General features: G+C 64.1%; 24 protein-coding genes. 14 read left to right on the forward strand and 10 right to left on the reverse strand.

Features of this window, described 5'->3' with window-relative positions; genetic code table 11:
• Nucleotide 1: 1 nt before the first annotated feature.
• The 3 genes from E2K99_RS21575 to E2K99_RS21585 form a co-directional block, all read right to left on the reverse strand.
• Nucleotides 2-895: an ABC transporter permease gene (locus E2K99_RS21575; RefSeq protein WP_134223508.1), complete on the reverse strand. Its 894-nt coding sequence runs from the start codon at nucleotides 893-895 to the stop codon at nucleotides 2-4.
• 142 nt (nucleotides 896-1,037) lie between these two features.
• Nucleotides 1,038-2,009 carry an ABC transporter substrate-binding protein gene (locus E2K99_RS21580; RefSeq protein ID WP_187697720.1) on the reverse strand — a complete coding sequence of 324 codons (972 nt, stop codon included), beginning with the start codon at nucleotides 2,007-2,009 and terminating at the stop codon, nucleotides 1,038-1,040.
• Nucleotides 2,010-2,167: 158 nt separating this feature from the next.
• Nucleotides 2,168-3,148 (reverse strand): ABC transporter substrate-binding protein, encoded by a 981-nt coding sequence (locus E2K99_RS21585; protein ID WP_034331297.1) that lies wholly within the window; start codon nucleotides 3,146-3,148, stop codon nucleotides 2,168-2,170.
• 211 nt (nucleotides 3,149-3,359) lie between these two features.
• On the opposite strand from E2K99_RS21585, the gene E2K99_RS21590 reads away from it, so the two are divergent.
• The gene (locus E2K99_RS21590; RefSeq protein WP_134223509.1) at nucleotides 3,360-3,746 is read left to right on the forward strand and encodes a DUF2946 family protein; all 387 of its coding nucleotides are present in this window, start codon (nucleotides 3,360-3,362) and stop codon (nucleotides 3,744-3,746) included.
• A gap of 88 nt (nucleotides 3,747-3,834) precedes the next feature.
• Nucleotides 3,835-4,353 carry a copper chaperone PCu(A)C gene (locus E2K99_RS21595; protein ID WP_134223510.1) on the forward strand — a complete coding sequence of 173 codons (519 nt, stop codon included), beginning with the start codon at nucleotides 3,835-3,837 and terminating at the stop codon, nucleotides 4,351-4,353.
• Nucleotides 4,354-4,431: 78 nt separating this feature from the next.
• Here E2K99_RS21595 and rfaE2 read toward each other — a convergent pair whose 3' ends face one another.
• The 4 genes from rfaE2 to E2K99_RS21615 all read right to left on the reverse strand — a co-directional run bounded on the left by rfaE2 (nucleotide 4,432) and on the right by E2K99_RS21615 (nucleotide 8,237).
• Entirely contained in the window at nucleotides 4,432-4,914 is a 483-nt protein-coding gene (gene rfaE2 / locus E2K99_RS21600) for a D-glycero-beta-D-manno-heptose 1-phosphate adenylyltransferase (protein WP_034331294.1), read from the reverse strand.
• A 124-nt stretch (nucleotides 4,915-5,038) separates the two neighbouring features.
• A complete protein-coding gene (locus E2K99_RS21605; protein ID WP_034331293.1) occupies nucleotides 5,039-5,893 on the reverse strand; it encodes a ferritin family protein in 855 nt (284 codons plus the stop codon).
• Between the two features lie 137 nt (nucleotides 5,894-6,030).
• On the reverse strand, nucleotides 6,031-6,903 hold the full coding sequence (locus tag E2K99_RS21610) for a PhaM family polyhydroxyalkanoate granule multifunctional regulatory protein (RefSeq protein ID WP_134223511.1): 873 nt from the start codon (nucleotides 6,901-6,903) through the stop codon (nucleotides 6,031-6,033).
• Between the two features lie 29 nt (nucleotides 6,904-6,932).
• A complete protein-coding gene (locus tag E2K99_RS21615) occupies nucleotides 6,933-8,237 on the reverse strand; it encodes a branched-chain amino acid ABC transporter substrate-binding protein (RefSeq protein WP_121040512.1) in 1,305 nt (434 codons plus the stop codon).
• Between the two features lie 110 nt (nucleotides 8,238-8,347).
• On the opposite strand from E2K99_RS21615, the gene E2K99_RS21620 reads away from it, so the two are divergent.
• The 4 genes from E2K99_RS21620 (at nucleotide 8,348) to E2K99_RS21635 (ending at nucleotide 12,518) form a co-directional block, all read left to right on the forward strand.
• Entirely contained in the window at nucleotides 8,348-9,493 is a 1,146-nt protein-coding gene (locus E2K99_RS21620; RefSeq protein ID WP_134223512.1) for a DUF3108 domain-containing protein, read from the forward strand.
• 158 nt (nucleotides 9,494-9,651) lie between these two features.
• Nucleotides 9,652-10,422 carry a DUF3108 domain-containing protein gene (locus E2K99_RS21625; protein ID WP_134223513.1) on the forward strand — a complete coding sequence of 257 codons (771 nt, stop codon included), beginning with the start codon at nucleotides 9,652-9,654 and terminating at the stop codon, nucleotides 10,420-10,422.
• 120 nt (nucleotides 10,423-10,542) lie between these two features.
• Entirely contained in the window at nucleotides 10,543-11,292 is a 750-nt protein-coding gene (queC, locus tag E2K99_RS21630; protein ID WP_205703714.1) for a 7-cyano-7-deazaguanine synthase QueC, read from the forward strand.
• Between the two features lie 38 nt (nucleotides 11,293-11,330).
• Nucleotides 11,331-12,518, forward strand: a complete 1,188-nt coding sequence (locus E2K99_RS21635) for a serine hydrolase domain-containing protein (RefSeq protein WP_134223514.1) — start codon at nucleotides 11,331-11,333, stop codon at nucleotides 12,516-12,518.
• Between the two features lie 143 nt (nucleotides 12,519-12,661).
• Here E2K99_RS21635 and E2K99_RS21640 read toward each other — a convergent pair whose 3' ends face one another.
• Nucleotides 12,662-14,977, reverse strand: coding sequence for a penicillin-binding protein 1A (locus E2K99_RS21640; protein ID WP_084319835.1), 2,316 nt, complete (start codon nucleotides 14,975-14,977; stop codon nucleotides 12,662-12,664).
• A gap of 352 nt (nucleotides 14,978-15,329) precedes the next feature.
• Between E2K99_RS21640 and pilM the strand changes: the two genes are divergently transcribed.
• From pilM to E2K99_RS21680, 8 genes are all read left to right on the forward strand, one after another.
• The gene (gene pilM, locus E2K99_RS21645) at nucleotides 15,330-16,229 is read left to right on the forward strand and encodes a type IV pilus biogenesis protein PilM (RefSeq protein WP_134223515.1); all 900 of its coding nucleotides are present in this window, start codon (nucleotides 15,330-15,332) and stop codon (nucleotides 16,227-16,229) included.
• Between the two features lie 8 nt (nucleotides 16,230-16,237).
• Nucleotides 16,238-16,816 carry a pilus assembly protein gene (locus E2K99_RS21650; RefSeq protein WP_240733785.1) on the forward strand — a complete coding sequence of 193 codons (579 nt, stop codon included), beginning with the start codon at nucleotides 16,238-16,240 and terminating at the stop codon, nucleotides 16,814-16,816.
• Entirely contained in the window at nucleotides 16,813-17,400 is a 588-nt protein-coding gene (gene pilO / locus E2K99_RS21655) for a type 4a pilus biogenesis protein PilO (protein WP_134223516.1), read from the forward strand. Before E2K99_RS21650 ends, pilO begins: the two co-directional genes overlap by 4 nt.
• Nucleotides 17,397-18,044, forward strand: coding sequence for a hypothetical protein (locus E2K99_RS21660; RefSeq protein WP_134223517.1), 648 nt, complete (start codon nucleotides 17,397-17,399; stop codon nucleotides 18,042-18,044). Before pilO ends, E2K99_RS21660 begins: the two co-directional genes overlap by 4 nt.
• Nucleotides 18,041-20,077, forward strand: coding sequence for a type IV pilus secretin PilQ (locus E2K99_RS21665; protein WP_134223518.1), 2,037 nt, complete (start codon nucleotides 18,041-18,043; stop codon nucleotides 20,075-20,077). Before E2K99_RS21660 ends, E2K99_RS21665 begins: the two co-directional genes overlap by 4 nt.
• A gap of 199 nt (nucleotides 20,078-20,276) precedes the next feature.
• Nucleotides 20,277-22,076 (forward strand): bifunctional shikimate kinase/3-dehydroquinate synthase AroKB, encoded by a 1,800-nt coding sequence (gene aroKB / locus E2K99_RS21670; protein WP_134223519.1) that lies wholly within the window; start codon nucleotides 20,277-20,279, stop codon nucleotides 22,074-22,076.
• Between the two features lies 1 nt (nucleotide 22,077).
• Nucleotides 22,078-23,229, forward strand: coding sequence for a deoxyguanosinetriphosphate triphosphohydrolase (locus tag E2K99_RS21675; RefSeq protein WP_134223520.1), 1,152 nt, complete (start codon nucleotides 22,078-22,080; stop codon nucleotides 23,227-23,229).
• Between the two features lie 451 nt (nucleotides 23,230-23,680).
• Nucleotides 23,681-24,436: a DUF5610 domain-containing protein gene (locus tag E2K99_RS21680; RefSeq protein ID WP_134223521.1), complete on the forward strand. Its 756-nt coding sequence runs from the start codon at nucleotides 23,681-23,683 to the stop codon at nucleotides 24,434-24,436.
• Nucleotides 24,437-24,502: 66 nt separating this feature from the next.
• Here the strand turns inward: E2K99_RS21680 and E2K99_RS21685 are convergent, their stop codons facing one another.
• Both E2K99_RS21685 and E2K99_RS21690 read right to left on the reverse strand, forming a co-directional pair.
• Nucleotides 24,503-24,946 (reverse strand): hypothetical protein, encoded by a 444-nt coding sequence (locus tag E2K99_RS21685; RefSeq protein ID WP_134223522.1) that lies wholly within the window; start codon nucleotides 24,944-24,946, stop codon nucleotides 24,503-24,505.
• A gap of 37 nt (nucleotides 24,947-24,983) precedes the next feature.
• Nucleotides 24,984-25,340 (reverse strand): hypothetical protein, encoded by a 357-nt coding sequence (locus E2K99_RS21690; protein WP_134223523.1) that lies wholly within the window; start codon nucleotides 25,338-25,340, stop codon nucleotides 24,984-24,986.
• Nucleotide 25,341: the final 1 nt, after the last annotated feature.

The following is a 25,341-nucleotide window of genomic DNA, read 5'->3' on the forward strand; positions in this document are numbered from 1 at the left end:
CTCAGGCTCCCTTTCTCAGCAGTTTCAGTTTGCGCTTGCCCATGGGCAGCACCAGCGCCAGCATCACCAGCACGGCCGTCACCAGGTTCAGGTCCTGCGCCTGCAAGCCGATGAAGTCGCTGTTGAGCGCCAGGGCAATGAAGAAGCGATACAGGATCGCGCCCAGGATCACCGCCAGCGTGGTCCACACCAGGCGGCGCGCCGGCAGGATGTTCTCACCGATGATGACGGCAGCCAGGCCGATGACGATGGTACCGATGCCCATGGAGATGTCGGAACCGCCCTGGGTCTGCGCAAACAGGGCACCGGCCAGGGCCACCAGGGCATTGGCCAGGGCCATGCCGGCCAGCGTCGCGCGGCCGGTGGCGATGCCTTGGGCACGCGCCATGCGGGCATTGGCACCGGTGGCGCGCATGGCCAGGCCGATCTCGGAAGAGAAGAACCAGTCCAGCAGCAGCTTGGCGCCAGTCACCACCACCAGCAGGATCAGCGGTCGGGCCACGTAATCGGGGATCGAGTCCGGCTGCAGGATGGTGAAGATCGTCGGCTCCGAAATGAGCGGCACGTTGGGCTTACCCATGACGCGCAGGTTGATCGAGTACAGCGCGATCATCATGAGGATACTGGCCAGCAGGTCCATGATCTTCAGGCGCACGTTCAGCCAGGCGGTGATGAAACCGGCCAGCGCACCGGCCAGCAGCGCGACGAAGGTGGCGAGGAAGGGATTGAAACCGGCTGCGATCATGGTGGCGGCCACCGCTCCGCCCAGCGGGAAGCTGCCGTCGACGGTCAGGTCAGGGAACACCAGGATGCGGAAGGAAATCAGCACGCCGAGGGCCACCAGACTGAAGATCAGGCCGATCTCCAGGGCGCCCAGGAGGGTATACAGCGACATAAAAAGGACTTTCTAAAAAAAACACATTCGGCACGGCGCGGTACGCCAATGCCGAATGTCTTCTGCGTGGCGCCGGCGCTGCACGGGTGGTGCGGCGCCGGCGGTGCATGGCCGACGAATCAGACTGCGGTCATGCTCAGTTTCAGTTGAGGACCTTGGTGGCCGACTTCAAAAACTCCGGCGACAGGGTCACGCCCTGCTTCTGCGCCGCCGAGGTATTGACGTACAGCTCAAGATTCTTGACCGGCGACGAGGCAATCTCGCCGGCCTTCTCGCCCTTCAGGATACGGGCCACGACCTTGCCGGTCTGGCGGCCCATGTCGTAGAAGTTCACGCCCAGGGCGGCCACGGCACCGCGCTTGACGCTGCCGGTGTCGGAGGCGATCAGCGGGATCTTGGCGTCATTGCAGACCTTGGCCAGCGACTCGAAGACCGAGACCACGTTGTTGTCGGTGGTGGTGTACATCACGTCGATCTTGCCGATCAGGCTCTTGGCGGCCGGTGCCACGTCCACCGAACGGGGCGCGGCGGCTTCCACCAGGGTCAGGCCGGCTTTCTGCAGCTCGCCCTTGAGGTTGTTCAGGGCCGACACGGAATTGGCTTCGCCCGGATTGTAAACCACGCCCACACGCTTGGCCTCGGGCACGACGCGCTTGATGACCTCGACCTGCTTGACCGGGTCCAGCATGTGCGACAGGCCCGTCACGTTGGTGCCGGACGGCTTCCAGTCCTTGACCAGCTGCGCGGCCATGGGATCGGCGATGGCCGAGTAGACGATGGGGATGCTCTTGGTCGCGGCCACCATCGGCTGCGCCGAGGGAGTGCCGATGGCCACGATCACGTCGGGGTTGTCCCCCACGAACTTCTTGGCGATCTGGCCGGCGGTACCGGCATTGGCCTGGGCGCTCTGGAAATCCCACTTCAGATTCTTGCCGGGCTCGAAGCCTTCGGCGATCAGTTCATCCTTGGTACCGTCCCGCACGGCGTCCAGCGCCGGGTGTTCGACGAAGGAGGTGATGGCCACCACCTTTTCGGCGGCCAGGGCCGACGCGCAGATGGCGCTCAGGGCGAGCGCGCCGGCGATGGCGCGCAATGACTTCGATACTGCAAACATGGTCCTCTCCTCGTTCATGGTGGTCAGGCCTCGGCGTTCCTCTCGACCGGGCCCGTTATGCGTATGGGCAGATCTTGCTGCGTTGTTGCGTTATTGCGTTGTTGCGGCCAGATACGGAAGATCCCGCATGGCAGCGGGATCTTCAGGCGATACCTGGTTTATTGCTTGATGACAGTCTTGGCCGAGCTCACCAGTTCCGGCGACAGGGTCACGCCCTGCTTCTGGGCGGCGGCGGTGTTGACGAACAGTTCCAGCTTGCTGCTGGTGGCCGAGGCGATGTCGCCCGGCTTTTCACCCTTGAGGATGCGGCCGACGACCTTGCCGGTCTGGCGGCCCAGGTCGTAGTAGTTCACGCCCAGGGCAGCGATGGCGCCACGCTTGACGCTGTCGGTGTCGGAGGCCACCAGCGGGATCTTGGCGTCGTTGCCGACCTTGACCAGCGCTTCATAGGCCGACACCACGTTGTTGTCGGTGTTGGTGTAAATCACGTCGACCTTGCCGATCAGGCTCTTGGCGGCCGAACCGACGTCCACCGAACGGGGCGCAGCGGCTTCCACCAGGGTCATGTTGGACTTGGCCAGCAGTTCCTTCAGGGCCTTGACCACCACGGCGGAGTTGGCTTCGCCCGGGTTGTAGACCATGCCCACGCGCTTGGCGTTGGGCACCACGCGCTTGATCAGGTCGATTTGCTTGTCCAGTTCCAGCAGGTCGGACACGCCCGTGACGTTGGTGCCGGAGGCTTTCCAGTCCTTCACCAGTTGCGCGGCCACCGGATCGGTCACGCCGGAATAGACCACCGGGATGCTCTTGGTGGCCGATACCAGGGCTTGGGCCGAGGGGGTGGCGATGGCCACGATGACGTCGGGCTTGTCGCCGACGAACTTGCGGGCGATCTGGGCGGCGGTGCCGGTGTTGCCCTGGGCGCTCTGGTATTCCCACTTCAGGTTCTTGCCGGCTTCAAAGCCTTCTTCCTTCAGCTCGTCCTTCACGCCGTCACGCACGGCGTCCAGGGCCGGGTGTTCGACGATGGCGGTCACGGCAACCGATTTGTCTGCAGCCATGGCCGGGGCTGCGCAGACGGCAGCCAGGGACAGGGCGGCGACCATCGCGCGCAGTGTCAGCTTGTTGGTGTAGGACATGCAGTCTCCCTTGGAAAAATGTGAACGAAAACCCAAAAACCCGAAAAGACGCTAAGTCTAGCCTAGCGCCTGTCAACAATCAATTTGCATGAAGGCCCGCCGTCGCCCGCGCTGGCAGGCGGGCCGGGCGGCTCGCATTGCGGGGCATCCCCTGATCGGGATCAAGCAGCGTGCCGGGCAAAATGGGACACGGGCGCTATAATCAGGCCCCATGTCTTCCCGCCTGCGCCCCTCCTCCACACGACTTGCCTTGCGCCGCCCCTGGCTGCGCCTGCAAGTGTGGACCAGCCTGGCGCTGCTGCTGGCGATGGTGGCCGCGCCCTGGTGGCAGCAGGCCGCCGCGCGCACCCTCCGCGACAGTCCGGCCATGGCCATCTGCAGCGTGGGCGGCGGCGCTTCCGGCAATGCACCGGCGCATCTGGCGGCCAGCCATTGCCCGCTCTGTTGCGGCACACAGGCGGCCACGCCGGCACCGGATGCTTCCTTCGATACCACGGTCCTGCCGGGCATCAGCTATCCGCTGGCCGGCACCGCGCTACGCCTGCGTCCGCTCAGCCTGGCACCGGGTTCGCCCCGGGCCCGTGCGCCACCGGCCTGAACCCGCCGTCCCCCGGGTCTTTGCGCCCACCCATGCAGGCCGCGCGCCCGCATTCCAGACATGAACAAGACAACCAGGAATCACTGATATGAAGCATTTCGTCCAAAAGCTGGCCACCCTGGCCATCACCTCCGCCCTGCTGGCTGCCGCTCCGCTGTCGCAGGCCCATGAATACAAGCTGGGCCAGCTGGAAATCGGCCATCCCTACGCCCGCGCGACGGTTCCCGGCCAGCCGGCCGCCGGTGCCTACGTGAGCATCGAGAACAAGGGCAGCGCACCGGATCGCCTGGTGGGCGTGTCCTCGCCGGTGGCCAAGTCGGGTGAAATCCACACCATGGCCATGGAAGGCAACGTCATGAAGATGCGCGAAGTCGAGGGTGGCCTGGAAGTCAAACCCGGCCAGAAGATCGCCATGCAGCCGGGCAATGGCTACCACATCATGCTGATGGGCCTGTCCAAGCCGCTGCAGGCGGGCGAGAAGGTGCCGGCCACGCTGATCTTCGAGAAGGCCGGCAAGGTCGACGTGACCTTCAACGTCGAAGACCGCAATGCGGCAGCGGCGGGCAAGGATGACATGAAGGACATGAAGGGCCACATGCACCACTGATCCACCGGGCAGCCTGAAACGGCAAGGCCGGCAGCGAGCGATGCTCCTGCCGGCCTTGTCGTTTGCAGCGTACCGCGATCAGCCGGCCAGCTTGCGCACCTTGGCCAGCAGCTTGGTGGTGGAGCGGTCATGTTCGAAGGCAATCGACAGCACCTGGCCGCCATAAGCCGCCACGGCCTGGCCTTCGGGGATGGCGTGCATGTCGTAGTCGCCGCCCTTGACGTAGATCTCCGGCCGCGCCTGCTGCACGGCTTCCAGCGCCGTGTCTTCATCGAAGGGGACCACCAGCGACACCGATTCCAGCGCCGCCAGCACCGCCATGCGGTCTTCGCAGGTGTTGATGGGACGGTCATCGCCCTTGCCCAGGCGCTTGACGGAGGCATCGGTATTGGCCGCCACCACCAGCGAAGCACCCTGGGCACGGGCCTGCGCCAGGTAGGTCACGTGGCCGCGATGCAGGATGTCGAAGACGCCATTGGTCATCACCACCGGCTTGGGCAATTGCGCTACGCGCTGCTGGAGTTCGTCGCGGGTGCAGAGTTTGGATTCGAAGTCGGCCATCTTGATCGGGATCGGTTCGGGTGAGCGGGTGATTGATTGCTGATTGCAGGATGAAAAAAGCCGCAACCTGGGTTGCGGCTTTCGTGATTGTACTGCCTTGCTGCCTGTGAAGGATTTTTCCCTGTCAGGCGGCCGCCGTACCCGGCGGCAGGATGCGCTGGGTCACTTCCTTGCGGTAGCGGTTCAGTTCCTGCACGTTGCTGAAGGTACGTTCAAACAGCAGCGACATGTTGTGCAGGATGCGGTCCACGACCTTCTTTTCCCACTCGCCGTCGAACTTGATCTGGTTGTCCAGCCAGCGCTCCAGCCATTCCGGATCCGGCAGGCGGCTCTGGACGGTGTCGTTGGGGAACAGCGCCTGGTTCACGTGCAGGTTGGTCGGGTGCAGCGGCTTCTCGGTGCGGCGCGCCGAGGCCATCAACACGCCGATCTTGGCGAAGGCGGCACGGGCCTTGTCGCCCACTTCGTTCAGAGCCTTCTTCATGTAGCGCAGGTAGGCGCCGCCGTGGCGGGCTTCGTCCTGGCTGATGATCTTGTAGATCTGCTTGATGACCGGCTCGGTGTGCCAGTCGGCGGCACAGCGGTACCAGTGGTTCAGGCGGATCTCGCCGCAGAAGTGCAGCATCAGGGTTTCCAGCGGCGGGGCGGGATCGAACTCGAAGCGCACGTTGTGCAGTTCTTCTTCGGTCGGGCACAGGTCCGGGCGGAAGCGGCGCAGGTATTCCATCAGCACCAGCGAGTGCTTCTGTTCCTCGAAGAACCATACCGACATGAATGCCGAGAAATCGCTGTCCCCGCGATTGTCGCGCAGGAACATCTCGGTAGCCGGCAGGGCCGACCATTCCGTGATGGCGTTCATGCGGATGGTCTGCGCCTGTTCGTCGGTGAGCAAGGAAGCGTCGAACTTGTCCCAGGGAATATCCTTATCCATATTCCAACGGACCTGCTCTAGCGATTTGAACAATTCTGGGTACAGCATCTCAGTATGTGCCTATATGCGTTAAGTGTTTGATTTTAACAAGATTTTCCCGATCCATACTAAAACGGTCAGGTTTCAGCAATATGACAGAGACCCGGCGCGGCTGCGCCCGGGGCCAGGCTCTGCCATGGCGAGGATCAGGGGGAATTTGGCTTGCGGGAGGCTGGCTTCTTGTTTTGCCGGGATTGTACAACAGCCGTCCGGGCAGGCGCGCTCGTATTTTCCGCACGCTTGGGCGCTTTCTTGACCGGTGGCTTCTTCGGCGCCGTCTTGGCCCCCTTGGCCGACTTGGGAGCGCCAGCAGGCTTGGCTTTGACGCCTGCCTTGGGCTTGGGGGCAACTGTCTTATTTTCGCTACGCTTGGGGGCCTTCTCGGGCTTGGGCGGCTTGGCGGGCTTCAACAGCGGTTCCTGCTCAGCCAGGCCACCGGCCAGGGCGTTGCCGACGGCATGCTTGAATTGCTCCTGCAACACATTCCACCAGGCATTGGGATTGGCGATGGCGGACTGGAAATCCGGCGCCGGCGGAGCACTGCCCTCGGCTTCTGCAGCAGGCTCGGCATCGGCCTGCGGCGCAGCGGCTTGCTCCTCTGCAACTTCAGGCACGGAAGCAGGCTCTTCCTCTTCTTCAGGCGTTTCTTCGGGCTGGGCACCTGCTCCCGGCCACATCGGGAAACCGAAGGGGAAAGCCGGGGCCGCGCTGCCCTCTTCCTCCGCCGGGGCCTCGGCCTGGGGCGTGCCGCGCGACGCCATGATCTCGCTCATGGCCTGCAGGGTGGAGAGCGTGGCGCTCTGCACTTCCAGGGTCTGGATGGTGGCCTTGAGCATGTTCAGGTTCAGCTCCAGCCAGGAGGCCACGGTCTTCAGGTCGCTGATCTTCTTGTTGATGTCCTCCACCGACAGCGAAGGCGTGGCCATGGCGGGGGCGCCCATGCTGCTCCACATCTTCTTCATGAAATCGATGGTATCGGCTACCGAGCCTGCGCCCGGCATCTGCTCATGGTTCAACATTGATCGCTCCTCTTGTTGTGGTGTCGTGCTCAGCGTGGCGGGCGCTGCATCCGGCAGGTGCTCGGCAGTGCGGTCTGCTCGGCCGGGATGAAGCGCTCGGTACGGAATCCGAAGCCGCTGCCCTCATTGTCGAAGCGGATGCCGCCACTGTCGGCGCGCTGCATCTGCATCAGGTAGAGCGGCTGGATCAGCTGGTGATCCTCGGCCCGCAAGGTCGCCTCGTGGAAGGCGTTCTGATAATGCGCGCCTTCCAATGCATATGCAACCGCCTTGGGATCGGTGCTCCTGGCTTTCTCGATGGCCTTGACCAGCATGTCGATCATCACCTGCATGCGCAGGTAGAGGTAATCGTCCTTGGGCTGCGGATAGCGCTTGCGGAATTCCTGGTAGTAGGCGTCGCTGGGCGAGCCCGGATTGCCGCCCGCATTGGGATGCCATTCCGCCACCGCGCGCACCACGCCCACCCCCGCGTCCCCAATGGCCGCAGGCGCGCCCAGGCTGTTGGCATAGAAGGTGTAGAACTTGGCCTTGAAGCCGGCATCGCGTGCGGCCTTCACCAGCAGCGTCAGGTCATTGCCCCAGTTGCCGGTGATGACGGCGTCGGCCCCGGCGCTGCGCATCTTGGCGATGTAAGGCGCAAAATCCTTGATCTTGCCGATGGGATGCAGCTCGTCGCCGACGATGGCGATATCGGGCCGCTTGGCCGTGATCTGCTCGCGCGCGGCCTTGGCGACCTGGCGGCCGAAGCTGTAATCCTGGCCGATCAGGTAGACCTTCTTGGTCGCCGGATCAGCCTTGATGGCTTCGGTCAGGGCCTGCATGCGCATGTCGGCACTGGCATCGAAACGGAAATGCCAGAAGCTGCATTTCTCGTTGGTCAGCGTAGGATCGACCGCCGAATAATTCAGGAACAACACGCGCCGGTCGGGCTCGCGCTGGTTGTGCTTGTTGACCGCATCGATCAAGGCCGCAGCCACGGCCGAGCTGTTGCCCTCGATCAGGAAGGGGATGCGCTCGTCGGTCAACTGGCGGAACTGCACCAGCGAATCCTCCACGCCCAGCTTGTTGTCGAAGGTGGAGAGCTGCAGCAGGTGCTTGCCGTCGGGCAGATTCACGCCGCCGCGCGCATTGACGCGCTCGATGGCGTAGCTGATGTTGCGCACCACCGCTTCACCGGCATTGGCGAAGGGACCGGAGAGGCCATCGATCATGCCGATGCGCACCGGCGGCAAGGGCGCGGCAACGCTGCAAACAGGGGTGGAAACGGCGGCCAGCGCCAGCAGGGCGGCCGGGAACATGCGCAGGGGCAGGCGGGAAGACAGGGACAGGTTCATCGATTCTGCAAGAGACAGCGGCAAAACCCGCATTGTACGTTGTTTGAAATGGCCCTCCTTTGCCCTGCGCCCCCACGACGCTCCTTGCATGATCCGATACACTGGCGGGCATGAGCGAAGTTTCCCGTCCCACCCGGCGCTGGCCGCGCCTGTTGATCCTGATTGCATCGAGCCTGGCACTGCACGCCGCGCTGGTGGACTGGGGCCGGCGCCAGATCGTGATGCCGGCCCAGACGCAGGAACAGGCCATCACGGTGGAACTGCGCCCGGTGCCGCCGCCGGAGCAGCCGGTGGCACTGCCAACACCCAAACCGGTACCACCGAAGACGGCCAAATCGTCCACTCCCGCCAGTCGCCCGGCACCACAGCCACGGCGCGCACCCGAGCCCTCCGTCGAACCGCCAGACGAGCCTATCCGCGAGACCGTGGAACGCATCACCACGCCTGCCCCGGAAGCGCCGCAAACGGCAGCTGCGCCCTCCCCTGCGCAAACTGCCGGCCCGGCCTCGCCAGGCAGCGGACAGGGCAGCGGCACCGCCAGCACCGCGACCGGCAGCGGCGATGTGCCCGAGGCCGCCACCGGCAAGCAATACCAGACCAGCGCCCCGCCCAGCGTGCTGCTGGAATACGACGTCACCGGTACCAAGGACCAGCAGCCGGCCTACGGCCGTGGCAGCATCGCCTGGCACAACGAGGGCGATCACTACAAGGTGGAAGGCAAGGCCAAGGCGCTGTTCTTCACGCTTCTCAATTTCACCAGCGTGGGCGAGCTTGATGCCTGGGGCGTGTCGCCCGAGCTCTACACGGAACAGAAGGGCTTCAAGTCGGCCACCAACACCCATTTCAATCGCGAACGCAACGTCGTCAGCTTTTCCGCCTCCACCACCAGCTACCCGCGCCGGGGCGGCGAGCAGGACCGCGCCAGCCTGATCTGGCAACTGGCCGCCATCGGCCGGGGCGATCCGGGCCAGCTCCAGCCGGGCGCAGTGATCGACCTGTTCGTGGCCGGCGTGCGCGATGGCGAAATCTGGCGCGTGCAGGTGTTGGGCCAGGAAAGCCTGACGCTGCCCGTCGGCACCGTCCAGACCTGGCATGTGGTGCGCCAGCCCAAGCCCGGCTCCTATGACGACCGCGTCGATATCTGGCTGGCCCCGCAGCATGAGTGGTATCCGGTGCGGGTGCGCTATACCGACCTGCGGCCCAATGGCGACTACACCCAACTGGACCTGTCGGGCCTCAAACCGGTGGACCAGTAAGACCAGATCCTGCAAGGCCTGTCAAAATCGGAAACAATTGCGCACAATTACGCGCCCGGACGGCAGAACCGCCCTCCGGCATTTTGGTCGTATTCCTTCATATGGCTCGGCATTGCCTCATCGCCGAGCCCCACAGAGACCAACACGAAGAGCTCGCCATGACATTTCTTTCATATCGCCTCAAAACCACCCTCGTTGCGCTGCCGCTGGCCGCCCTGATCGCCAGTGCGCCCGCTCTGGCCGCCGACGGTCCGCATCCGGTGGACAAGCGCCCCTTCAACCTGCCGCCTTCGGCCGAGCTGCATTACGCCATCACCGCCAAGCAAAGCGGCCTCGATCTGAAGGGGGAAGGCCTGGTCAAGTGGACGCAGAGCAAGACCGCCTACAGCGTCAACACCGAAACCCGCGCCATGCTGCTGGGCAAGATCCTGGAAACCAGCAGTGAAGGCAGCATCGACGCCTACGGCCTGGCCCCGTCGCGTTTCGTCGAAAAGCGCATGCGCCGCGAACCGACCACCACCACCTTCAATCGCGAACAGAACAAGATCACCTTCACCGAATCGGCCGAGAGCTTCCCGCTGCAGGGGGGCGAGCAGGACCGCACCGGCATCACCTGGCAGTTCGTGGCGATTGCCCGCGCCAATGCCGCCAAGATGAAGCCGGGTTCGGAGTGGAATTTCTTCGTGGCCGGTCCGCGTGATGCCGAGCAGTGGACCTTCAAGGTGGTTGGCCGCGAAAAGATCAAGACCGCCCAGGGCGAGACCGAAGCGCTGCACCTGTTCCGCAATCCGCCCCCGGACGACCAGGCCCAGAAACTCGACATCTGGCTGGCACCGAAGATGGAGTGGTATCCGGTGCGCCTGAAGTTCACCGATCCCAATGGCGACTATATCGAGCAGGTGCTGGATTCGGTCAAGAAAACCAACTAAGCTTGCCGCTATTGCAGGCGCGGGGCCAGGCCGGCAGCGATGCCGCCTGGCCCCGCGTGCGTTTTTCGCCCCCATCACGCGCCTGATTCCCCCGATTCCGATTACTTGTTGAGCCCGACCATGTCCGCCATTCCCGCCACTCCCGCCATCGCCCCGACCCTCAGCACCCAGAGCGCCCTGGTGCTCTTCTCCGGCGGCCAGGATTCCACCACCTGCCTGGCCTGGGCGCTGTCCCGCTATCAACGGGTGGAGACCATCGGCTTCGACTACGGCCAGCGCCATGCCATCGAACTGGAAGTGCGTCCGGCCCTGCTGGAAAAGATGAAGGCCTTCTCGCCCGAATGGCAAGCGCGCCTGGGCGAGGATCACATGATCGACCTGTCGCTGATCGGCAAGATTTCCGACACGGCCTTGACACGCGATGTCGCCATCGCCATGCAGGACAACGGCCTGCCCAATACCTTCGTGCCCGGCCGCAACCTGCTGTTCATGACCGTGGCCGCCACGCTGGCTTATCGCCGTGGCTTGAACGTGCTGGTCGGCGGCATGTGCGAGACCGATTTTTCCGGTTATCCCGATTGCCGCGACGACACCATGAAGGCGCTGCAAGTGGCGCTCAACCTGGGCATGGCCACGCAACTGAAGGTGGAAACCCCGCTGATGTGGATCGACAAGGCCGAGACCTGGTCCCTGGCCGAATCGCTGGGCGGTAGCGCGCTGGTGGACCTGATCCGCGCCGACACCCACACCTGCTACCTGGGCGAACGCGGCCAGCTGCATGACTGGGGCCATGGCTGCGGCAAGTGCCCGGCCTGCGAACTGCGCGCCCGTGGCTATCAACAGTACGCGGCACGCAAAAGCGCCAGGTAATCGGGCACAATAGGCTCACCATTCCAAGAGCGAGCCTCATGCCCCAAGCCCGCACCACCCTTCTGCTCGCCCGCAGCGCCGCCGCCTTGCTGGTGCTGCTGGCCAGCGCCGAGATCGGCCGCCGCATCGCCGACCTGCCCAGCCTGCCCGCGCTGGTCGACCTGCAATTCGACCTGACCCCGCGCAGCCAGAGCTTCAAGGTATTCGAGGACAACCCGATTGCACGATCCTCGCATCCACAGCCGCTGCCCACCGCGCTGCGCCCGCTCAACATTGATGTGCCCTGGAAAGACGGCAAGCGCCTGCCGCTGATCGATTTCATCAAGGGCACGGCGGCGCACGCCTTTGTGGTGATCCAGGATGGCAGCGTGGTCTATGAGCGCTACATCGATGGCTACGATGCCAATTCGCGCTTCACTTCCTTCTCGGTGGCCAAGTCCTTCGTCTCGGCGCTGACCGGTGTGGCGCTGAAACAGGGCAAGATCCGATCGCTCAATGATCCCATTGGCCGCTATCTGAAACCCGATGAGATTTCCCCGGCTTACGCCAACATCACCATCGGCCAGTTGCTGGACATGCGCTCCGGCATCGATGTCGATGAAAACTACGGCGGGTCGCTCGCCTCGCCGGTGGTGCGCATGTTCGTCAGCACCGACCTGCAGCGTTTCATCGCCCGCCGCAGTGGTTTGCGCTTTGCACCGGGTTCTCGCTTCGAATATCGCAGCGTCGATACGCTGATCCTGTCGCGGGTGCTGGCGCGCGCCACCGGCATGCGCCTGTCCGACTTCGCCCAGCAGGCGCTGTGGGAGCCGCTGGGGATGGAGCAGGACGCCAGCTGGAGCGTGGACAGCCGCCAGCATGGCGTGGAGAAGGCCTTCTGCTGCCTCAATACCACGGCGCGCGACTTCGCCCGCCTCGGTTTGCTCTATCTGCATGGCGGCCGCATCGGCGAGCAGCAGATCGTCAGCCCGGCCTGGGCCGCCGAGCCGCGTCAGCCGGTCAACAACGGCAATGCGCTGGATTATCGCGATGGCTGGTGGATCCCGCCGGGCAATGCCAATGACCGCGACTTCTCGGCCATCGGCGTGTTCGGCCAGTACATCTACGTCAACCCGGCCACGCGCACGGTCATCGTCAAACTCAGCGACTACGGCACGGAGCAGGATGAAGTGCTGACCATGCTGGCCATGCGCAGCATCAGTCATGTGGTGTCGGGCAAGGAGTAAGCTGGCCTGCCGCATACCGATGGCCATGAAAAAAACCGCCTGTCTTGCAACAGGCGGTTTTCGTTTGAAGCGGCGATCAACGGAAAAAATTTAAATGATATAAATCGTTTATATTTTTTGATCCGTTCATCGAAAATCAGAAATCAGAACAGCTCGTTCTTCATCTGCGTCTTGGCTTTTTCTTCTTCCGGCGTCAGTCCACCGCGATCGCCCATGCCCAAGTCACGCACCATGGCGCTGGGCGGGAACTCGGCATAGTAGTACTCGCCGCCCGATTCGATCACGCCATCCGGTACCTTGCGGTCCACGTTGGGCACATCCTTGAGCGCCTTGGACATGTAGCTGATCCACACCGGCAGGGCCAGGCCGCCACCGGTTTCGCGGTCGCCCAGGCTCTTGGGCTGGTCATAGCCAATCCACGCGATCGCGGTCAGGCCCGGTTGATAGCCGGCGAACCAGGCATCCATGGAATCGTTGGTGGTACCGGTCTTGCCGGCCAGGTCGGTGCGCTTCAGCGACAAGGCCTTGACGGCGGTGCCATGGCGTACCACGTCGCGCAGCATGCTGTCCATGATGAAGGCATTGCGGGCATCGATGACGCGATTGGATTCATCCTCGGCGGTAGCCGGCTTGGCCTGCGAGAGGACTTCGCCGTTGCTGTCGGTGACCTTGGTGATCAGGTAGGGATTGATCTTGTAGCCGCCGTTGGCAAACACCGAATACGCGCCCACCATCTGCAGCGGCGTGACGTTGCCCGCGCCCAGCGCCAGGGTCAGGTAGGGCGGGTTCTTGTCGGCATCGAAACCGAAGCGGGTGATGTATTCCTGCGCATACTTCACGCCGACGCGCTCCAGGATGCGGATGGACACCAGGTTGATCGACTTCTGCAAGGCGCGGCGCATCGAGATCGGGCCTTCGAACTTGCCGCCGTAGTTCTTCGGCTGCCACACCTGGCCACCGGTCTGGGTGAAGGTCAGCGGCGCATCATTGATGATGGTGGCCGGCGACAGGCCCTTTTCCAGCGAAGACGAATAGATGAAGGGCTTGAACGACGAACCTGGCTGGCGCCACGCCTGCGTGACGTGGTTGAACTTGTTGCGGTTGAAGTCGAAGCCGCCGACCAGCGAGCGGATCGCGCCATCGCGCGAGTTCACCGAGACGAAGGCCGATTCCACTTCCGGCATCTGGGTGATGATCCAGCTGTTGCCATCCTGGAACACGCGGATGATGGCGCCACGGCGGATCTTCTTCTGCGGCGGTGCCTTGTCCGACAGCAGGTTGGCACCGAAGCCCAGGCCGGCACCGGAGATGCTGATCTCTTCGCCGGTCGAGAGCATGGCGGTGATTTCCTTGGGCTTGGCCTCCAGCACCACGGCGGCGACCATGTCGTCGGAGTCGGGATGGTCGGCCAGTTCCACTTCGACCGCATCTTCCACCACTTCCTTGGTGGCCTTCTCCGGCAGCTCCATGTAGCCTTCCGGACCGCGATAGCCATGGCGGCGCTCATAGTCGATGATGCCGCGGCGCAGGGCGATGTAGGCGGCGTCCTGGTCGGCCTTGGTGATGGTGGTGAAGACGTTCAGGCCGCGCGTGTAGGTCTCGTCCTTGTATTGCGCATAGACCAGCTGGCGCGCCATTTCGGCCACGTATTCGGCGTGCATGCCAAAGGCCGAGCTGTCGCCCTTGACGCGCAGTTCCTCATCCTTGGCTTCCTGATACTGGGCCTCGGTGATGTAGCCCAGCTGCCGCATGCGCAGCAGGATGTACTGCTGGCGGGCGTGCGCGCGCTTGGGATTGACCACCGGGTTGTAGGCCGAGGGGGCCTTGGGCAGCCCGGCCAGCATGGCTGCTTCGGCGATGGTGAGGTCCTTCAGTTGCTTGCCGAAATAGATCTGGGCGGCCGAGGCGAAGCCATAGGCGCGCTGGCCCAGATAGATCTGGTTCATGTAGACCTCAAGGATCTGGTCCTTGGTGAGGTTGTTCTCGATTTTCCAGGCCAGCGGGATCTCGTAGAAGAACTTGCGCGTGGCCTTCTGCAGGAAGGTCGGCTCGTTGCTGGTCAGGAAGAAGTTGCGCGCCACCTGCTGCGTGATGGTGGAAGCACCGCCGCCGCCGCCGGACAGGTTGGAGAAGGTGGCGCGGGCGATACCCTGGTAGTCGACACCACCGTGTTCGTAGAAACGGTCATCCTCGATGGCCAGCACGGCCTTCTTCATGATGTCCGGGATGTCCTTGAAGTGGACCAGGTTGCGGCGCTCCTCGCCGAATTCGCCGATCAGCACGCCATCGGCGGAGAAGATGCGCAGCGGGATCTTGGGGCGATAGTCGGTCAGCGTATCGAGGTCGGGCAGCTTGGGATAGGTCAGGGCGACGATGAAGGTCACGCCCAGCAGCACCATCACCACCAGGCCCAGCACGGTACCGAACAAACCCAGGAGGATGCGCAGCGACCAGTGCATGCGCTTGCGGGGCGCTTTTTCTGCGGGGGCATCCGCCGATGCCGGTTTGGGTTGATCGCCGCCGTTGGAAGATGAAGACATTCGAATTAAGCGTTAAAGCAGGCCGAAGCAGCAGGCCAGAGCCGGAGTGGAAGAAACAAGCCCGCATTATAGCGGCTCGCCCTGAGCCGCCGCGCGGCCGGGTGTTGCAAATAGACCAAAGGGCAGGAGGCCGGTTCCGGAGTGAGAGCGGGGAAGTGCGGCATTGAGTGCAAATTGCTGCAAATTGACGGGCATTCCTCAAGTTTCAGCGATTCCCGCCTGGCCGCGCAGACCGGAGAATCCGGGGTTTCCCTCCGCATGAGAACGGCATATGACAGGCTTACCCCTCTTTTTCGGCCTCGGCACCCCGCGCCTGTGCGCAGGCCTCGACATCGCGACCGACCGTGTGCGGCTGGCGCTGCTGCGCCGTAGCGGCCGCCGCGCGCAGTTGTTGAAGCTGACGCAGCGGCTCACCGGCGGAGTGATCTGCCGGGACGGACAGATCACCGACTTCGAGGCCTTGACCCTGATCTGCCGCTCCCTGCTGGATGAGGCCGGCTGCCAGGGTGCCGCCCTGGCGCTGGCGGTCCCGGTGCAAGGCCTCACCGGACGCCGACTCGTGCTGCCGGCTGACAGTCACCCGGTACAACGCTGGCGGCAAGTGCAATCCGAACTCGCGGCCCACGGCATCGCCGCTGACGATCACGCCATGGACTACCGTGAACTGGGTCCGCCGCCGGGCTCGCCCTCGGACCAGCAGGTACTGGCGGTGGCCGCCTCCCGGCTCATCATCGAAGACCGCCTGTCGCTGGCTGCAGCGGTGGGCCGGCCGCTGGTCACCCTGGCACCGGAAGACCTGTGCCTGGCCGCCTGGCTGCGCGACGACCGGCTTCCCGGCGAGACCGCCGTGCTGCGCCTGGATCGCAGCGCCCGCTGGCTGCTGCACGGCGAGGGTCCCAGCCACGCCTTGCCGGAGGTCAGCGCCCGCGGCGGGCACCTGGCCCTGCTGGCGCACGCCGCGCCCTTGCTGAAACCCCTGCCGCGTCGCCTGCTCCTGAGTGGCGACCATCCGGCCCTCGGCACGATTGCCCGAGCCTTCGTCAAGTACGCGGGGCTGGAGGCCCGGGTGGCCGCGCCTCCCTCCTCGCTGGTGCTGACGCCGCAGATCGCGGCGCTGATGCCGCCGGACTACCAGCTGGCACTGGCCCTGGCCTGGGAGGGACTGGCATGAGATGCGACATGGATTTCTCTCAGTCACCGGCACAGCGGCGGCGCACGCGGGAACGGAATTTCTATCGGGTGCTGGTCTTCTTCCTGCTGCTGGGCATCGCGCTGGCGGCCTTCCCCGGCTGGCGCGTTTCCTTGCACACGGCCTCACTGGAAAAAGCCAATGTGCTGTTGACCGGCGAGTTGCACACCCTGGCCCCCCAGGCCAGGCAAACGGCCGAGTTGCGCAGCCAGATCGCCGCGCTGGAAAAGCAGATCACGGCACACCAGCAGCTCGGCAAACGCCGCCAGCAGTCGGCGCAATTGCTGCGGGCTGCCGCCCAAGCGGCGCAGGCAAGCGCGGGCAAGATCCGCCTGCACCGCCTGTTGCTGCAAGGCGATCGCGGCGAATTGCGCGGCCAGGCGGCCAGCGCCCAGGAAGTCCGCGACTTCACCGCCGCGCTGGGTGCGGCCGGCCTGGAGGGGGCCACCCTGCATGACATGCACGTCGAAGACGGTGCCTATGCCTTCATCCTGGCCATCCCCCTGCCCGCCTTGCAGACGGGTACGTCGCCCGCCCCCGCGACCGCAGCCAAGGTGGCCGCACCGTGAACCAGTCGCGCTGGCAGACCCATCCCGCGCACTGGCCGTTGCTGCCCCGGCTGGCCTTGTGTTTGCTGGCACTGCTGGCGTGTGCCGGCAGTGGCCTGCTGCTGGCCGTGAGCGAACTGGATGAGGCACGGCGGTCCGCGCGCCAGCGACAGCAGGATCTGCGCGTGCAATACCAGGCGGCATTGACCCAGCAGGCGCAACTTCCTGCCCTGCAATCACGCGAACGGGCGCTGGCGGTACAGCTGGCCGCACAGCAGAGCCAGTTGTGGCCGACCGAGCAGCTGCAGCCGGAGCTGCTGCAAGCCAAGCTGGCCCGCCGCGCCAGTGAATGCGGGCTGACGCTGTCCTCCTTCAAGCCATTGAGCGGCAAGCTGGCCGCGGCCATCGTGCTGCGCGGCACTCATGCCGGCCTGCTGCGCTTTGTGGAACTGGTCAGCAGCCTGCCCTTGCCGGTGATCGTCGAGCGGCTCGATGTCAATGTCGTCGAACAGGACGGGCAGCGCGAGTTGCAGATGAATGCCTCCGTGAGCGCACTGGTGACGGCGAGCCTGTCCGACATCGGGACGAAGGAGAGCGCGCCATGAGCCCGCTCTGGCTGGCAGCGCTGCCGGTCTTGCTGGCAGGCCTGGTGATGAGCGCAACGATGGCGCTCGACCATCCCGATGAAGTCCAGGCCACACGGACCTGGATCGCGCAAGCCCGGCCCTCGTCCACCCTGCCCCTTCCTGCTGCCGCCCTCTCCGACGCGACTACGGGAGACAGCCTCCCCGGCGAGGACAGCGAGTTGCCCGATCCCTTCCAGCTCGGCGCGCTTGCACCCGCCAGTCCGACGCGACCGGCCGCCTCGCGGGTTCGCGCGCAAGATGAGGAGGATGAAGAAAACAGTCCGGTCCCGGCCGCCGCCCCGATTGCCCCGCTCCCGACGCCCGTCCTGCGCCTGCTGGGTACGCTGCGCCGTGACCAGGAGTGGATCGCCATCGCTGAACTGGAGGGCAGCACCAGGCAGTTGCAAACCGGGGATACGCTGCCTGGCGGCCTCGGCCGTGTCCTGGCGGTACGCGAAGACGCCCTAGACATCGGCCAGGACGACGCTGCTCGACAGACCATTGCCATGACCACCCTCCCCGCTGCCAGCCCGATGGCCATCGCTCCTGCGCGCAAAGTCCCGGCGCGAACTTCACAGCGCAACACACGTCGCCGCCTGATCCGTCCCGGAATGTCGCCATGAAAATGATCCTGTTTCTGCTGGCCCTGCTGGCCAGCCACGCTGCCTTGGCGGAAAACCGCCTGCTGGCCATCCATCTCCATCCCCGTGCAGACGGTACGACCCTGGAACTGCAGTTGCAGGCACCGGTGGACCCGGCACTGGTCCAGAACTTCCTGTTGATCGAGCCGCCGCAGTTGGTCCTCGACCTGCCCCGGAGCACGGCTGCGGCAACACTTGCGCGGTCCCTGAGCGGCAGCGGCCTGGTCAAGCGCATCCAGCTCGCCGAAGATGATGACCGCCTGCGCCTGCAGGTGCTGCTCAAGCATGCCGCCATCTACCAACTGCGCGCCGAAGAAGATCGCCTGCTGGTGGACCTGACGCTGCAGCCGCCCTCCGATCCCGTTGCGCTGCAAGCGATCGACTTGCGCCGCGGCCCACAGGGCGAGGCGCACCTGGCAGTGGACATGGGCAGCCACGCACATACCGTACAGGTACGCCAGCTGGGAGGACGCCTGGTCGTCGACATCGCCAGTGCGACCGTCCCGCTGGCCCTGCGGCGGCTGGTCGAGACCGGACAGATGGGCACGCCGGTCCTGCAATACCGTGCTTACGGCCATCAGGACGGCGCGCGTCTGGTCCTGGAGATGCAGGGCCAGTGGCGCTACCAGGCCTATCAGAGCAAACGCCGGCTGATGATTGATGTCGTGCCGGTCAAATCGGCTCTGACCGGGATTGCGGCGGCCGGCTTGCAGGAAGGCAAGACCTACGGCGGCCCCCGGCTGTCGCTGAACTTCCAGAACATCGAGGTGCGTACCGCCCTGCAAGTGCTGGCCGAGCACAGCGGCGTCAACATCGTGGCCAGCGATACGGTCGCGGGCCAGCTGAGCCTGCGCCTGAAGGACCTGCCCTGGGAACAGGTGCTGGACCTGATCCTGCAGGCCAGGGGGCTGGAAATGCGCCGCCATGGCGAAGTGCTGTGGATCGCGCCGCGCGACGAGATGCTGGCGCGCGAGCGTCTGGAGCTGGAGCAGAAGGCCATGATCGCCGACCTCGAACCCTTGCACGCCGAGAGCTTCCAGCTCAATTACCAGCGCGCCGACACCCTGCGCAAGGCGCTGGGCATCGGCGAAGACGGCAGCACCCAGGCCAATCGCCGCAATGCCCTGCTGTCGCGCCGTGGCAGCGCCATGATCGACAGCCACACCAACCAGTTGCTGGTCACCGACACGCTGGCCGTGCTGGCCAATGTACGCAAGCTGATCGAGCGCATCGACGTGGCCTCGCGCCAGGTGCTCATCGAAGCCCGCATCGTCGAGGCCGACGACAGCTTTTCGCGCAATCTCGGCGTCAAGCTGGGATTGGCCGCCACCACACGCGGCGCCGCCGTCGGCAACGGCTATGCGGCCATCGCTGAACAGAGTGGCCAGACGCCGGCCACGCCCGATCTCACCCTGCGCGAACCGGCCCTGAACCTGCGCGCCGATGGCCTCAGCGGCGCAGCCCCGGGCAGCTTCGCCTTCACTCTCTTCAATGCCGCTGCCCGGCGCTTCCTCAACGTCGAACTCTCGGCACTGGAAGCCGACGGGCGTGGCAAGATCGTCTCCAGCCCGCGCCTGATCACGGCCGACCAGCAGGCTGCGCTGATCGAGCAGGGCGAAGAAATTCCCTACCAGCAATCTGCCGGCAATGGCAGCACCGCCACCGCCTTCAAGAAGGCCAACCTCAAGCTGGAGGTCACGCCCCAGATCACCCCGGACGGCAACGTGATCCTCGACGTGGACGTCAACAAGGACAGCCGGGGCAGCGTCACGCCGGGCGGGCTGGCCATCAACACCAAGCACATCAAGACCAAGGTCCAGGTCGAGGATGGCGGCACGGTGGTCATCGGCGGCATCTACACCCAGACCGACAACGACCACGAGACGCGGGTACCGCTGCTGGGCGACCTCCCGGTGCTGGGGGCGCTGTTCCGCAGCCAGAGCAAGGTGCGGGACAAGACCGAGCTGCTGATCTTCCTGACCCCGCGCATCGTCGCCGGGCCGCGCCCGTATTGAGCCGGAAGGCCCCGGCCACGGGATTTTTCCCCGGTGGCGGGCCAAAGAACGGTAAAATCGCTGTTCCAGGCCCGCTGCGCCGGGCGCAAGCCCGCCAGCGGCGGGCAACACAGCCGTCCACCGGGCGGCAGGCGACCGTGCCGGCAGACGTGCGGCGCCATGACATTGGCCAGTAGCGCAAAGCGCAGAATTCTTAGATATGACGGGAAGCATTTTCCTTGTCGGCCTGATGGGAGCCGGCAAGACCACCATAGGCCGGGCCCTGGCCAAAAAGCTGAACAAGCGCTTCGTCGATTCGGACCACGAGATCGAAGCGCGGACCGGTGCCACCATCCCGGTGATCTTCGAGATCGAGGGCGAGGAGAACTTCCGTCGCCGCGAAGCCGAGATCATCCGCGAGCTCGCAGCCCAGCCCGACATCGTGCTGGCCACCGGCGGCGGTGCCGTCCTGCGTGCCGAGAATCGCGAGAACCTCAAAAAGGGCGGTACCGTCGTCTACCTGCGCGCCAGCATCAACCAGATCCTGCAACGTACCGGCCGCGACAAGAACCGCCCGCTGCTGCAGACCGCCGATCCGCGCCGCAAGCTCGAAGAGCTGTCGCGCCAGCGCGATCCGCTGTATCGCGAAGTGGCCGATTTCGTTGTCGAGACCAACCGGCCCAACGTGCAATTCCTGGTGCAGACCATCATCAGCCATCTGGAACTCTCGCCCAAGGACGGTTCCTGGCTGGCCGAACCGGAACCTGACGAAACCGTCGTATTCGAGAGTCACAGCGCGGTCCTGACGCAAGGCGCGGACGGCAGCACCACGCTGTCACGCAGTCATTCCACCCAGATCTTCCATGGTGCCGCCAGCACCGAACCGAATCTTCGCAGCATGAACCAGAACACCGCTCCCGCCGCTACCACGATCGCTTCGCTGACCCTCAACGTCGACCTGGGCGAACGCAGCTATCCCATCCACATCGGCCGCGGCCTGCTGGATGACGCCACGCTTTTGCCGCAATACGTCAAGGGCAAGCGCGTGGCCATCGTCACCAATGACAAGGTCGGCCCGCTCTACCTCGACAAGGTGGCGCAAGCGCTGCGCGCGGCCGGCAAGCAGGTCACCGAGATCGTGCTGCCCGATGGCGAGGAAGAGAAGAACTGGGCCAGCCTGATGAAGATCTTCGATCGTCTGCTGGCCGACAAGTGCGACCGCAAGACCACCCTCATCGCCCTGGGCGGTGGCGTGATCGGCGACCTGACCGGCTTTGCGGCGGCCTCCTACATGCGCGGCGTGCCCTTCGTGCAAGTGCCCACGACCTTGCTGTCGCAGGTCGATTCCTCGGTGGGCGGCAAGACCGGCATCAACCATCCGCTCGGCAAGAACATGATCGGCGCCTTCTACCAGCCGCAGGCCGTGATCGCCGATACCGCCACCCTGCACACCCTGCCCCCGCGCGAACTGGCGGCCGGCATTGCCGAAGTCATCAAGCACGGTGCCATCATCGACGCGCCTTTCTTCGACTGGATCGAAACCAATATGGCGCGCCTGGTCTCCAAGGATGACGCCGCCCTGGCCTATGCCATCCAGCGCTCCTGCGAGATCAAGGCCGAGGTGGTGCGCCAGGACGAACGCGAAGGCGGCCTGCGCGCCATCCTCAACTTCGGCCACACCTTCGGCCACGCCATCGAGAATGGCCTGGGCTACGGCCAGTGGTTGCATGGCGAGGCCGTCGGTTGCGGCATGGTGATGGCGGCCGATCTGTCGCAGCGCCTGGGCTACATCGATGCCGCCACGCGCGAGCGCATCCGCGCCGTGACCGCCGCTGCCGGCCTGCCGACGGTGGCCCCGAACCTGGGCACCGACCGCTGGCTGGACCTGATGGAAGTCGACAAGAAAAACGAAGGCGGTGCGATCAAGTTCATCCTGATCAAACCGCTGGGCAGTCCCCTGATTACCAACGCGCCGCAGGAACTGCTCTTGCAAACCCTGGCGGCCTGCACCGGAGAATGACATGCACACTGAAGCGCCCGACCATCTCGCCCCCTATGCCGCCCACTCGGCAAGCTCGCGAGGCCGGCGCTTCAGTGAAACGCCACCGGGTTCGCGCAGCGAATTCCAGCGCGACCGTGACCGCATCGTCCACTCCACCGCCTTCCGCCGTCTCGAATACAAGACGCAGGTCTTCGTCAATCATGAAGGCGACCTGTTCCGCACCCGCCTGACCCACAGCATCGAAGTCGCCCAGATCGCCCGCTCCTGCGCGCGCAACCTGCAACTGAACGAAGACCTGGTGGAAGCCATCTCGCTGGCCCACGACCTCGGCCACACGCCCTTCGGCCATGCCGGTCAGGACGAGCTCAACCACTGCATGAAGCATCACGGCGGCTTCGAACACAACCTGCAGAGCCTGCGTGTGGTCGATGAGCTGGAGCAGCACTACGCTGCCTTCGATGGCCTCAATCTCACCTTCGAGACGCGCGAAGGCATCCTCAAGCACTGCTCCCTGCACAATGCGCGCCAGCTGGGCGAGATCGGCGTGCGCTTCCTGGAGAAGAAGCAGCCCTCGCTGGAAGCACAGCTGGCCAACCTGGCCGATGAGATCGCCTACAACAATCACGACATCGACGATGGCCTGCGCTCCGGCCTGTTGACCATGGAGCTGATGAGCGAAGTCGATTTCTTCGCACGCCATCTGCGCGAAGTCGAACAGACCTATCCCGGCATCACCGGACGCCGCGTCATCCATGAGACGGTGCGCCGCATGATCAATGCGCTCATCGTCGACCTGAACCGGACCTCGCGCAGCCGCATCGCCGAGATCGCCCCGCGCGACATCGAGGATGTGCGCAATGCGCCGCAGCTCATCGCCTTCTCCGATGCCATGGCAGCCGAAGCGGCCATCCTGAAAAAATTCCTGCGCGAGAAGCTCTACCGCCACTATCAGGTCAATCGCATGACGGCCAAGGCACGGCGCATCATTGCCGAGATGTTCGAAGCCTTCACCACGCAGCCCAGCCTGCTGCCGCCGGACTATCAGGTCAAGGGCATCACGGATGAAACCCAGCGTCTCGACAAGCAGGCGCGCAAAGTCGCCGACTACATCGCCGGCATGACCGATCGCTATGCCATTCGCGAGCATCGGCGCTTGTTCGTGATGGAGTGAGGATTGATGGAGCGGGTGCAACGCCCGCGTTGAACGCCGCGTATCGATACGCGGCGTTTTCATTTAGCGCATCCGTGCGCCCTCATTGTCGTGCTGCCAGCGCGATTTCATTACCTCACTGCAATTGAAATCCCGCTGCCGGTCTCTCGCGCACATTTCGTTACATTTTTTCTTGATCGCCTGCATCCCTTGCGGTCAGCCCGACGGCACGCACGGTCTCGCCGCAAACCCGCTTTCAGCAAGGCTTTCCCAAAGATTGCGCGGGTGCAATGCAGGCCTGTCAACGAAGTCCCCCAGAAACTGACAGGTGTAAATTTCTGTCAATATCAAGTCCGCTTTGAACAGGCCGTTATGCAGGAATGGAGTGGATGCGCATGGTGCGCAGTTTCGCTTCCGTGGATCCGTCTCCCCCTCTGATGCCCGGATCCCCTTTCATTTTCAGGAGACCGTCATGGCTATCGGCAACACCAGCGGCGTGGACAACAAGTCCCTGCTGCCCGTCACCCCTTCTTCCACTTCGTCGACCTCTGCCGCAGCGTCAGACAACGACAAGCTGCCCGCCACCGCCGGCGACAGCAGCAGCGGCGACAAGATCGCCCAGGCCAAGCAAGCCAACCTGCTCACCGTGAGCGGCGCCAAGGCCCAGTTCAATCTCTCCATCGTGCAATCCTCGCTGGAGGTATCGCTGCAGACGCAGAACGATCCGCTGTCGCTGGTCTACAAGACCGCCATCGAGAACATCAACGACATCCTGCGTCCGCAGCTGGGCGACAACGCCATCCAGACCGCATCGACCCAGGACAATTCGCCGGAAGCAACGGCGGGACGCATCGTCTCCTTCATCACCAACATGTTCGAGCTCTACAAGAAGAACAATCCGGACAAGGAAGACGCCAGCAACATCGACGACTACATGAACCTGATCTTCAAGGGTGTCGACCAGGGCTTCAAGGAAGCCCGCGGCATCTTGGAGAGCCTGAACGTGCTGCAAGGCGATATCGCCAGCAACATCGACAAGACCTATGACCTGGTGCAGAAGGCGCTGGGCGACTTCATCAACAAGGTCAAGGGCGGCAAGCAGGAGGGTGAGGACGGATCGGGCAGAGAAGGCAATGCGGATGGCCAGGGCGGTACGCTCACGGCCAGCGAGACGACTGTCAGTATTTCAGTGTCGGTGAGCCAGACGCGGATCAGCACCAGCGCTTGATACGATGAGCGCCAGCGTAGCGCTGGTCATCAATGCCACCAACGGCCGCCCACGGGCGGCCGCTTTTCATTTGTCCTTGGCGATGCCGTCGAGCCATCCGACGGTCTCGCGGAAACCGCTCTCCTCCATATGGACATTGGACGCCCTGAACATCAGAGCGTGAATGACAAGAGAGAGAATCTCGGCCCCGAAGAACAACAGCCATGTTCCCGGTCCACTGGAAAATTGAAATTCCGGCTCGAAGACAAGAAAGAGCTGGACCGCACTGACAACGCCCTGGACCAGGCTGAGCAGCTTCATCACCTTGGCCCCGATACCGCTGGGATGGAGATAATGAATCCACGGTATGAGGGCAGTCACGACGAGCACCAGAAGTTCGAGACCTATCGAAGCACCATACGAACTGGCAATCAGGCGCACCATGGAATTGAAAGTGCCGAAGGTGATGAGAACAAGAAGGGCCTTCAGCAGGCGGGGATGAGTGAGTTGATACGCCGGTTTTGATTCCAAATCATGCTCCTGGTTACATGAAAAAAAAGACTCACGGTCACGCATCCTCGCGGGTGACCTGACTCGCATAGGCAGTGAAGACGACCCACGCCGCCGACCAGCCCAGTTCGTATGCCAGAAACCGCTGGGCAACGCCGATGCTGTCAAGATCAAGGTGCAAACCCGCCCGTTGCCATACGTCTTGCAGCACCAGCAGATAAGGCAGCAGCAGGAAGACAAGGATGAGGTTCCATCCCGTGCGGGTCGGCAACGCGTAATGCCAGATCAGCATCCAGAGCGGAACGATCAACAGCAGCGTGTAGCCACTGGATAGCACCAGCCCTCGGAGCACCAACGAAGCCGCGAACAAGATGGCGGCAAACAGCAGGTCAGGATGTTTGAGGCGCTTGCTCATC

Source organism: Herbaspirillum huttiense (assembly GCF_004367745.1).
Lineage (GTDB): Bacteria > Pseudomonadota > Gammaproteobacteria > Burkholderiales > Burkholderiaceae_D > Herbaspirillum > Herbaspirillum huttiense.

Excerpts from the sequence above, each read along its gene's own strand:
- E2K99_RS21650 (WP_240733785.1), top strand. The coding sequence starts at position 16,238 with ATGGATTTCTCTCAGTCACCGGCACAGCGGCGGCGCACGCGGGAACGG.
- E2K99_RS21575 (WP_134223508.1), bottom strand. The coding sequence starts at position 895 with ATGTCGCTGTATACCCTCCTGGGCGCCCTGGAGATCGGCCTGATCTTC.
- queC (WP_205703714.1), top strand. The coding sequence starts at position 10,543 with ATGTCCGCCATTCCCGCCACTCCCGCCATCGCCCCGACCCTCAGCACC.
- pilM (WP_134223515.1), top strand. The coding sequence starts at position 15,330 with ATGACAGGCTTACCCCTCTTTTTCGGCCTCGGCACCCCGCGCCTGTGC.
- E2K99_RS21665 (WP_134223518.1), top strand. The coding sequence starts at position 18,041 with ATGAAAATGATCCTGTTTCTGCTGGCCCTGCTGGCCAGCCACGCTGCC.
- E2K99_RS21615 (WP_121040512.1), bottom strand. The coding sequence starts at position 8,237 with ATGAACCTGTCCCTGTCTTCCCGCCTGCCCCTGCGCATGTTCCCGGCC.
- E2K99_RS21635 (WP_134223514.1), top strand. The coding sequence starts at position 11,331 with ATGCCCCAAGCCCGCACCACCCTTCTGCTCGCCCGCAGCGCCGCCGCC.
- E2K99_RS21580 (WP_187697720.1), bottom strand. The coding sequence starts at position 2,009 with ATGTTTGCAGTATCGAAGTCATTGCGCGCCATCGCCGGCGCGCTCGCC.
- E2K99_RS21680 (WP_134223521.1), top strand. The coding sequence starts at position 23,681 with ATGGCTATCGGCAACACCAGCGGCGTGGACAACAAGTCCCTGCTGCCC.
- E2K99_RS21690 (WP_134223523.1), bottom strand. The coding sequence starts at position 25,340 with ATGAGCAAGCGCCTCAAACATCCTGACCTGCTGTTTGCCGCCATCTTG.
- E2K99_RS21610 (WP_134223511.1), bottom strand. The coding sequence starts at position 6,903 with ATGTTGAACCATGAGCAGATGCCGGGCGCAGGCTCGGTAGCCGATACC.
- E2K99_RS21620 (WP_134223512.1), top strand. The coding sequence starts at position 8,348 with ATGAGCGAAGTTTCCCGTCCCACCCGGCGCTGGCCGCGCCTGTTGATC.
- E2K99_RS21595 (WP_134223510.1), top strand. The coding sequence starts at position 3,835 with ATGAAGCATTTCGTCCAAAAGCTGGCCACCCTGGCCATCACCTCCGCC.
- E2K99_RS21590 (WP_134223509.1), top strand. The coding sequence starts at position 3,360 with ATGTCTTCCCGCCTGCGCCCCTCCTCCACACGACTTGCCTTGCGCCGC.
- E2K99_RS21605 (WP_034331293.1), bottom strand. The coding sequence starts at position 5,893 with ATGCTGTACCCAGAATTGTTCAAATCGCTAGAGCAGGTCCGTTGGAAT.
- rfaE2 (WP_034331294.1), bottom strand. The coding sequence starts at position 4,914 with ATGGCCGACTTCGAATCCAAACTCTGCACCCGCGACGAACTCCAGCAG.
- aroKB (WP_134223519.1), top strand. The coding sequence starts at position 20,277 with ATGACGGGAAGCATTTTCCTTGTCGGCCTGATGGGAGCCGGCAAGACC.
- E2K99_RS21660 (WP_134223517.1), top strand. The coding sequence starts at position 17,397 with ATGAGCCCGCTCTGGCTGGCAGCGCTGCCGGTCTTGCTGGCAGGCCTG.
- E2K99_RS21625 (WP_134223513.1), top strand. The coding sequence starts at position 9,652 with ATGACATTTCTTTCATATCGCCTCAAAACCACCCTCGTTGCGCTGCCG.
- E2K99_RS21675 (WP_134223520.1), top strand. The coding sequence starts at position 22,078 with ATGCACACTGAAGCGCCCGACCATCTCGCCCCCTATGCCGCCCACTCG.
- E2K99_RS21640 (WP_084319835.1), bottom strand. The coding sequence starts at position 14,977 with ATGCACTGGTCGCTGCGCATCCTCCTGGGTTTGTTCGGTACCGTGCTG.
- E2K99_RS21585 (WP_034331297.1), bottom strand. The coding sequence starts at position 3,148 with ATGTCCTACACCAACAAGCTGACACTGCGCGCGATGGTCGCCGCCCTG.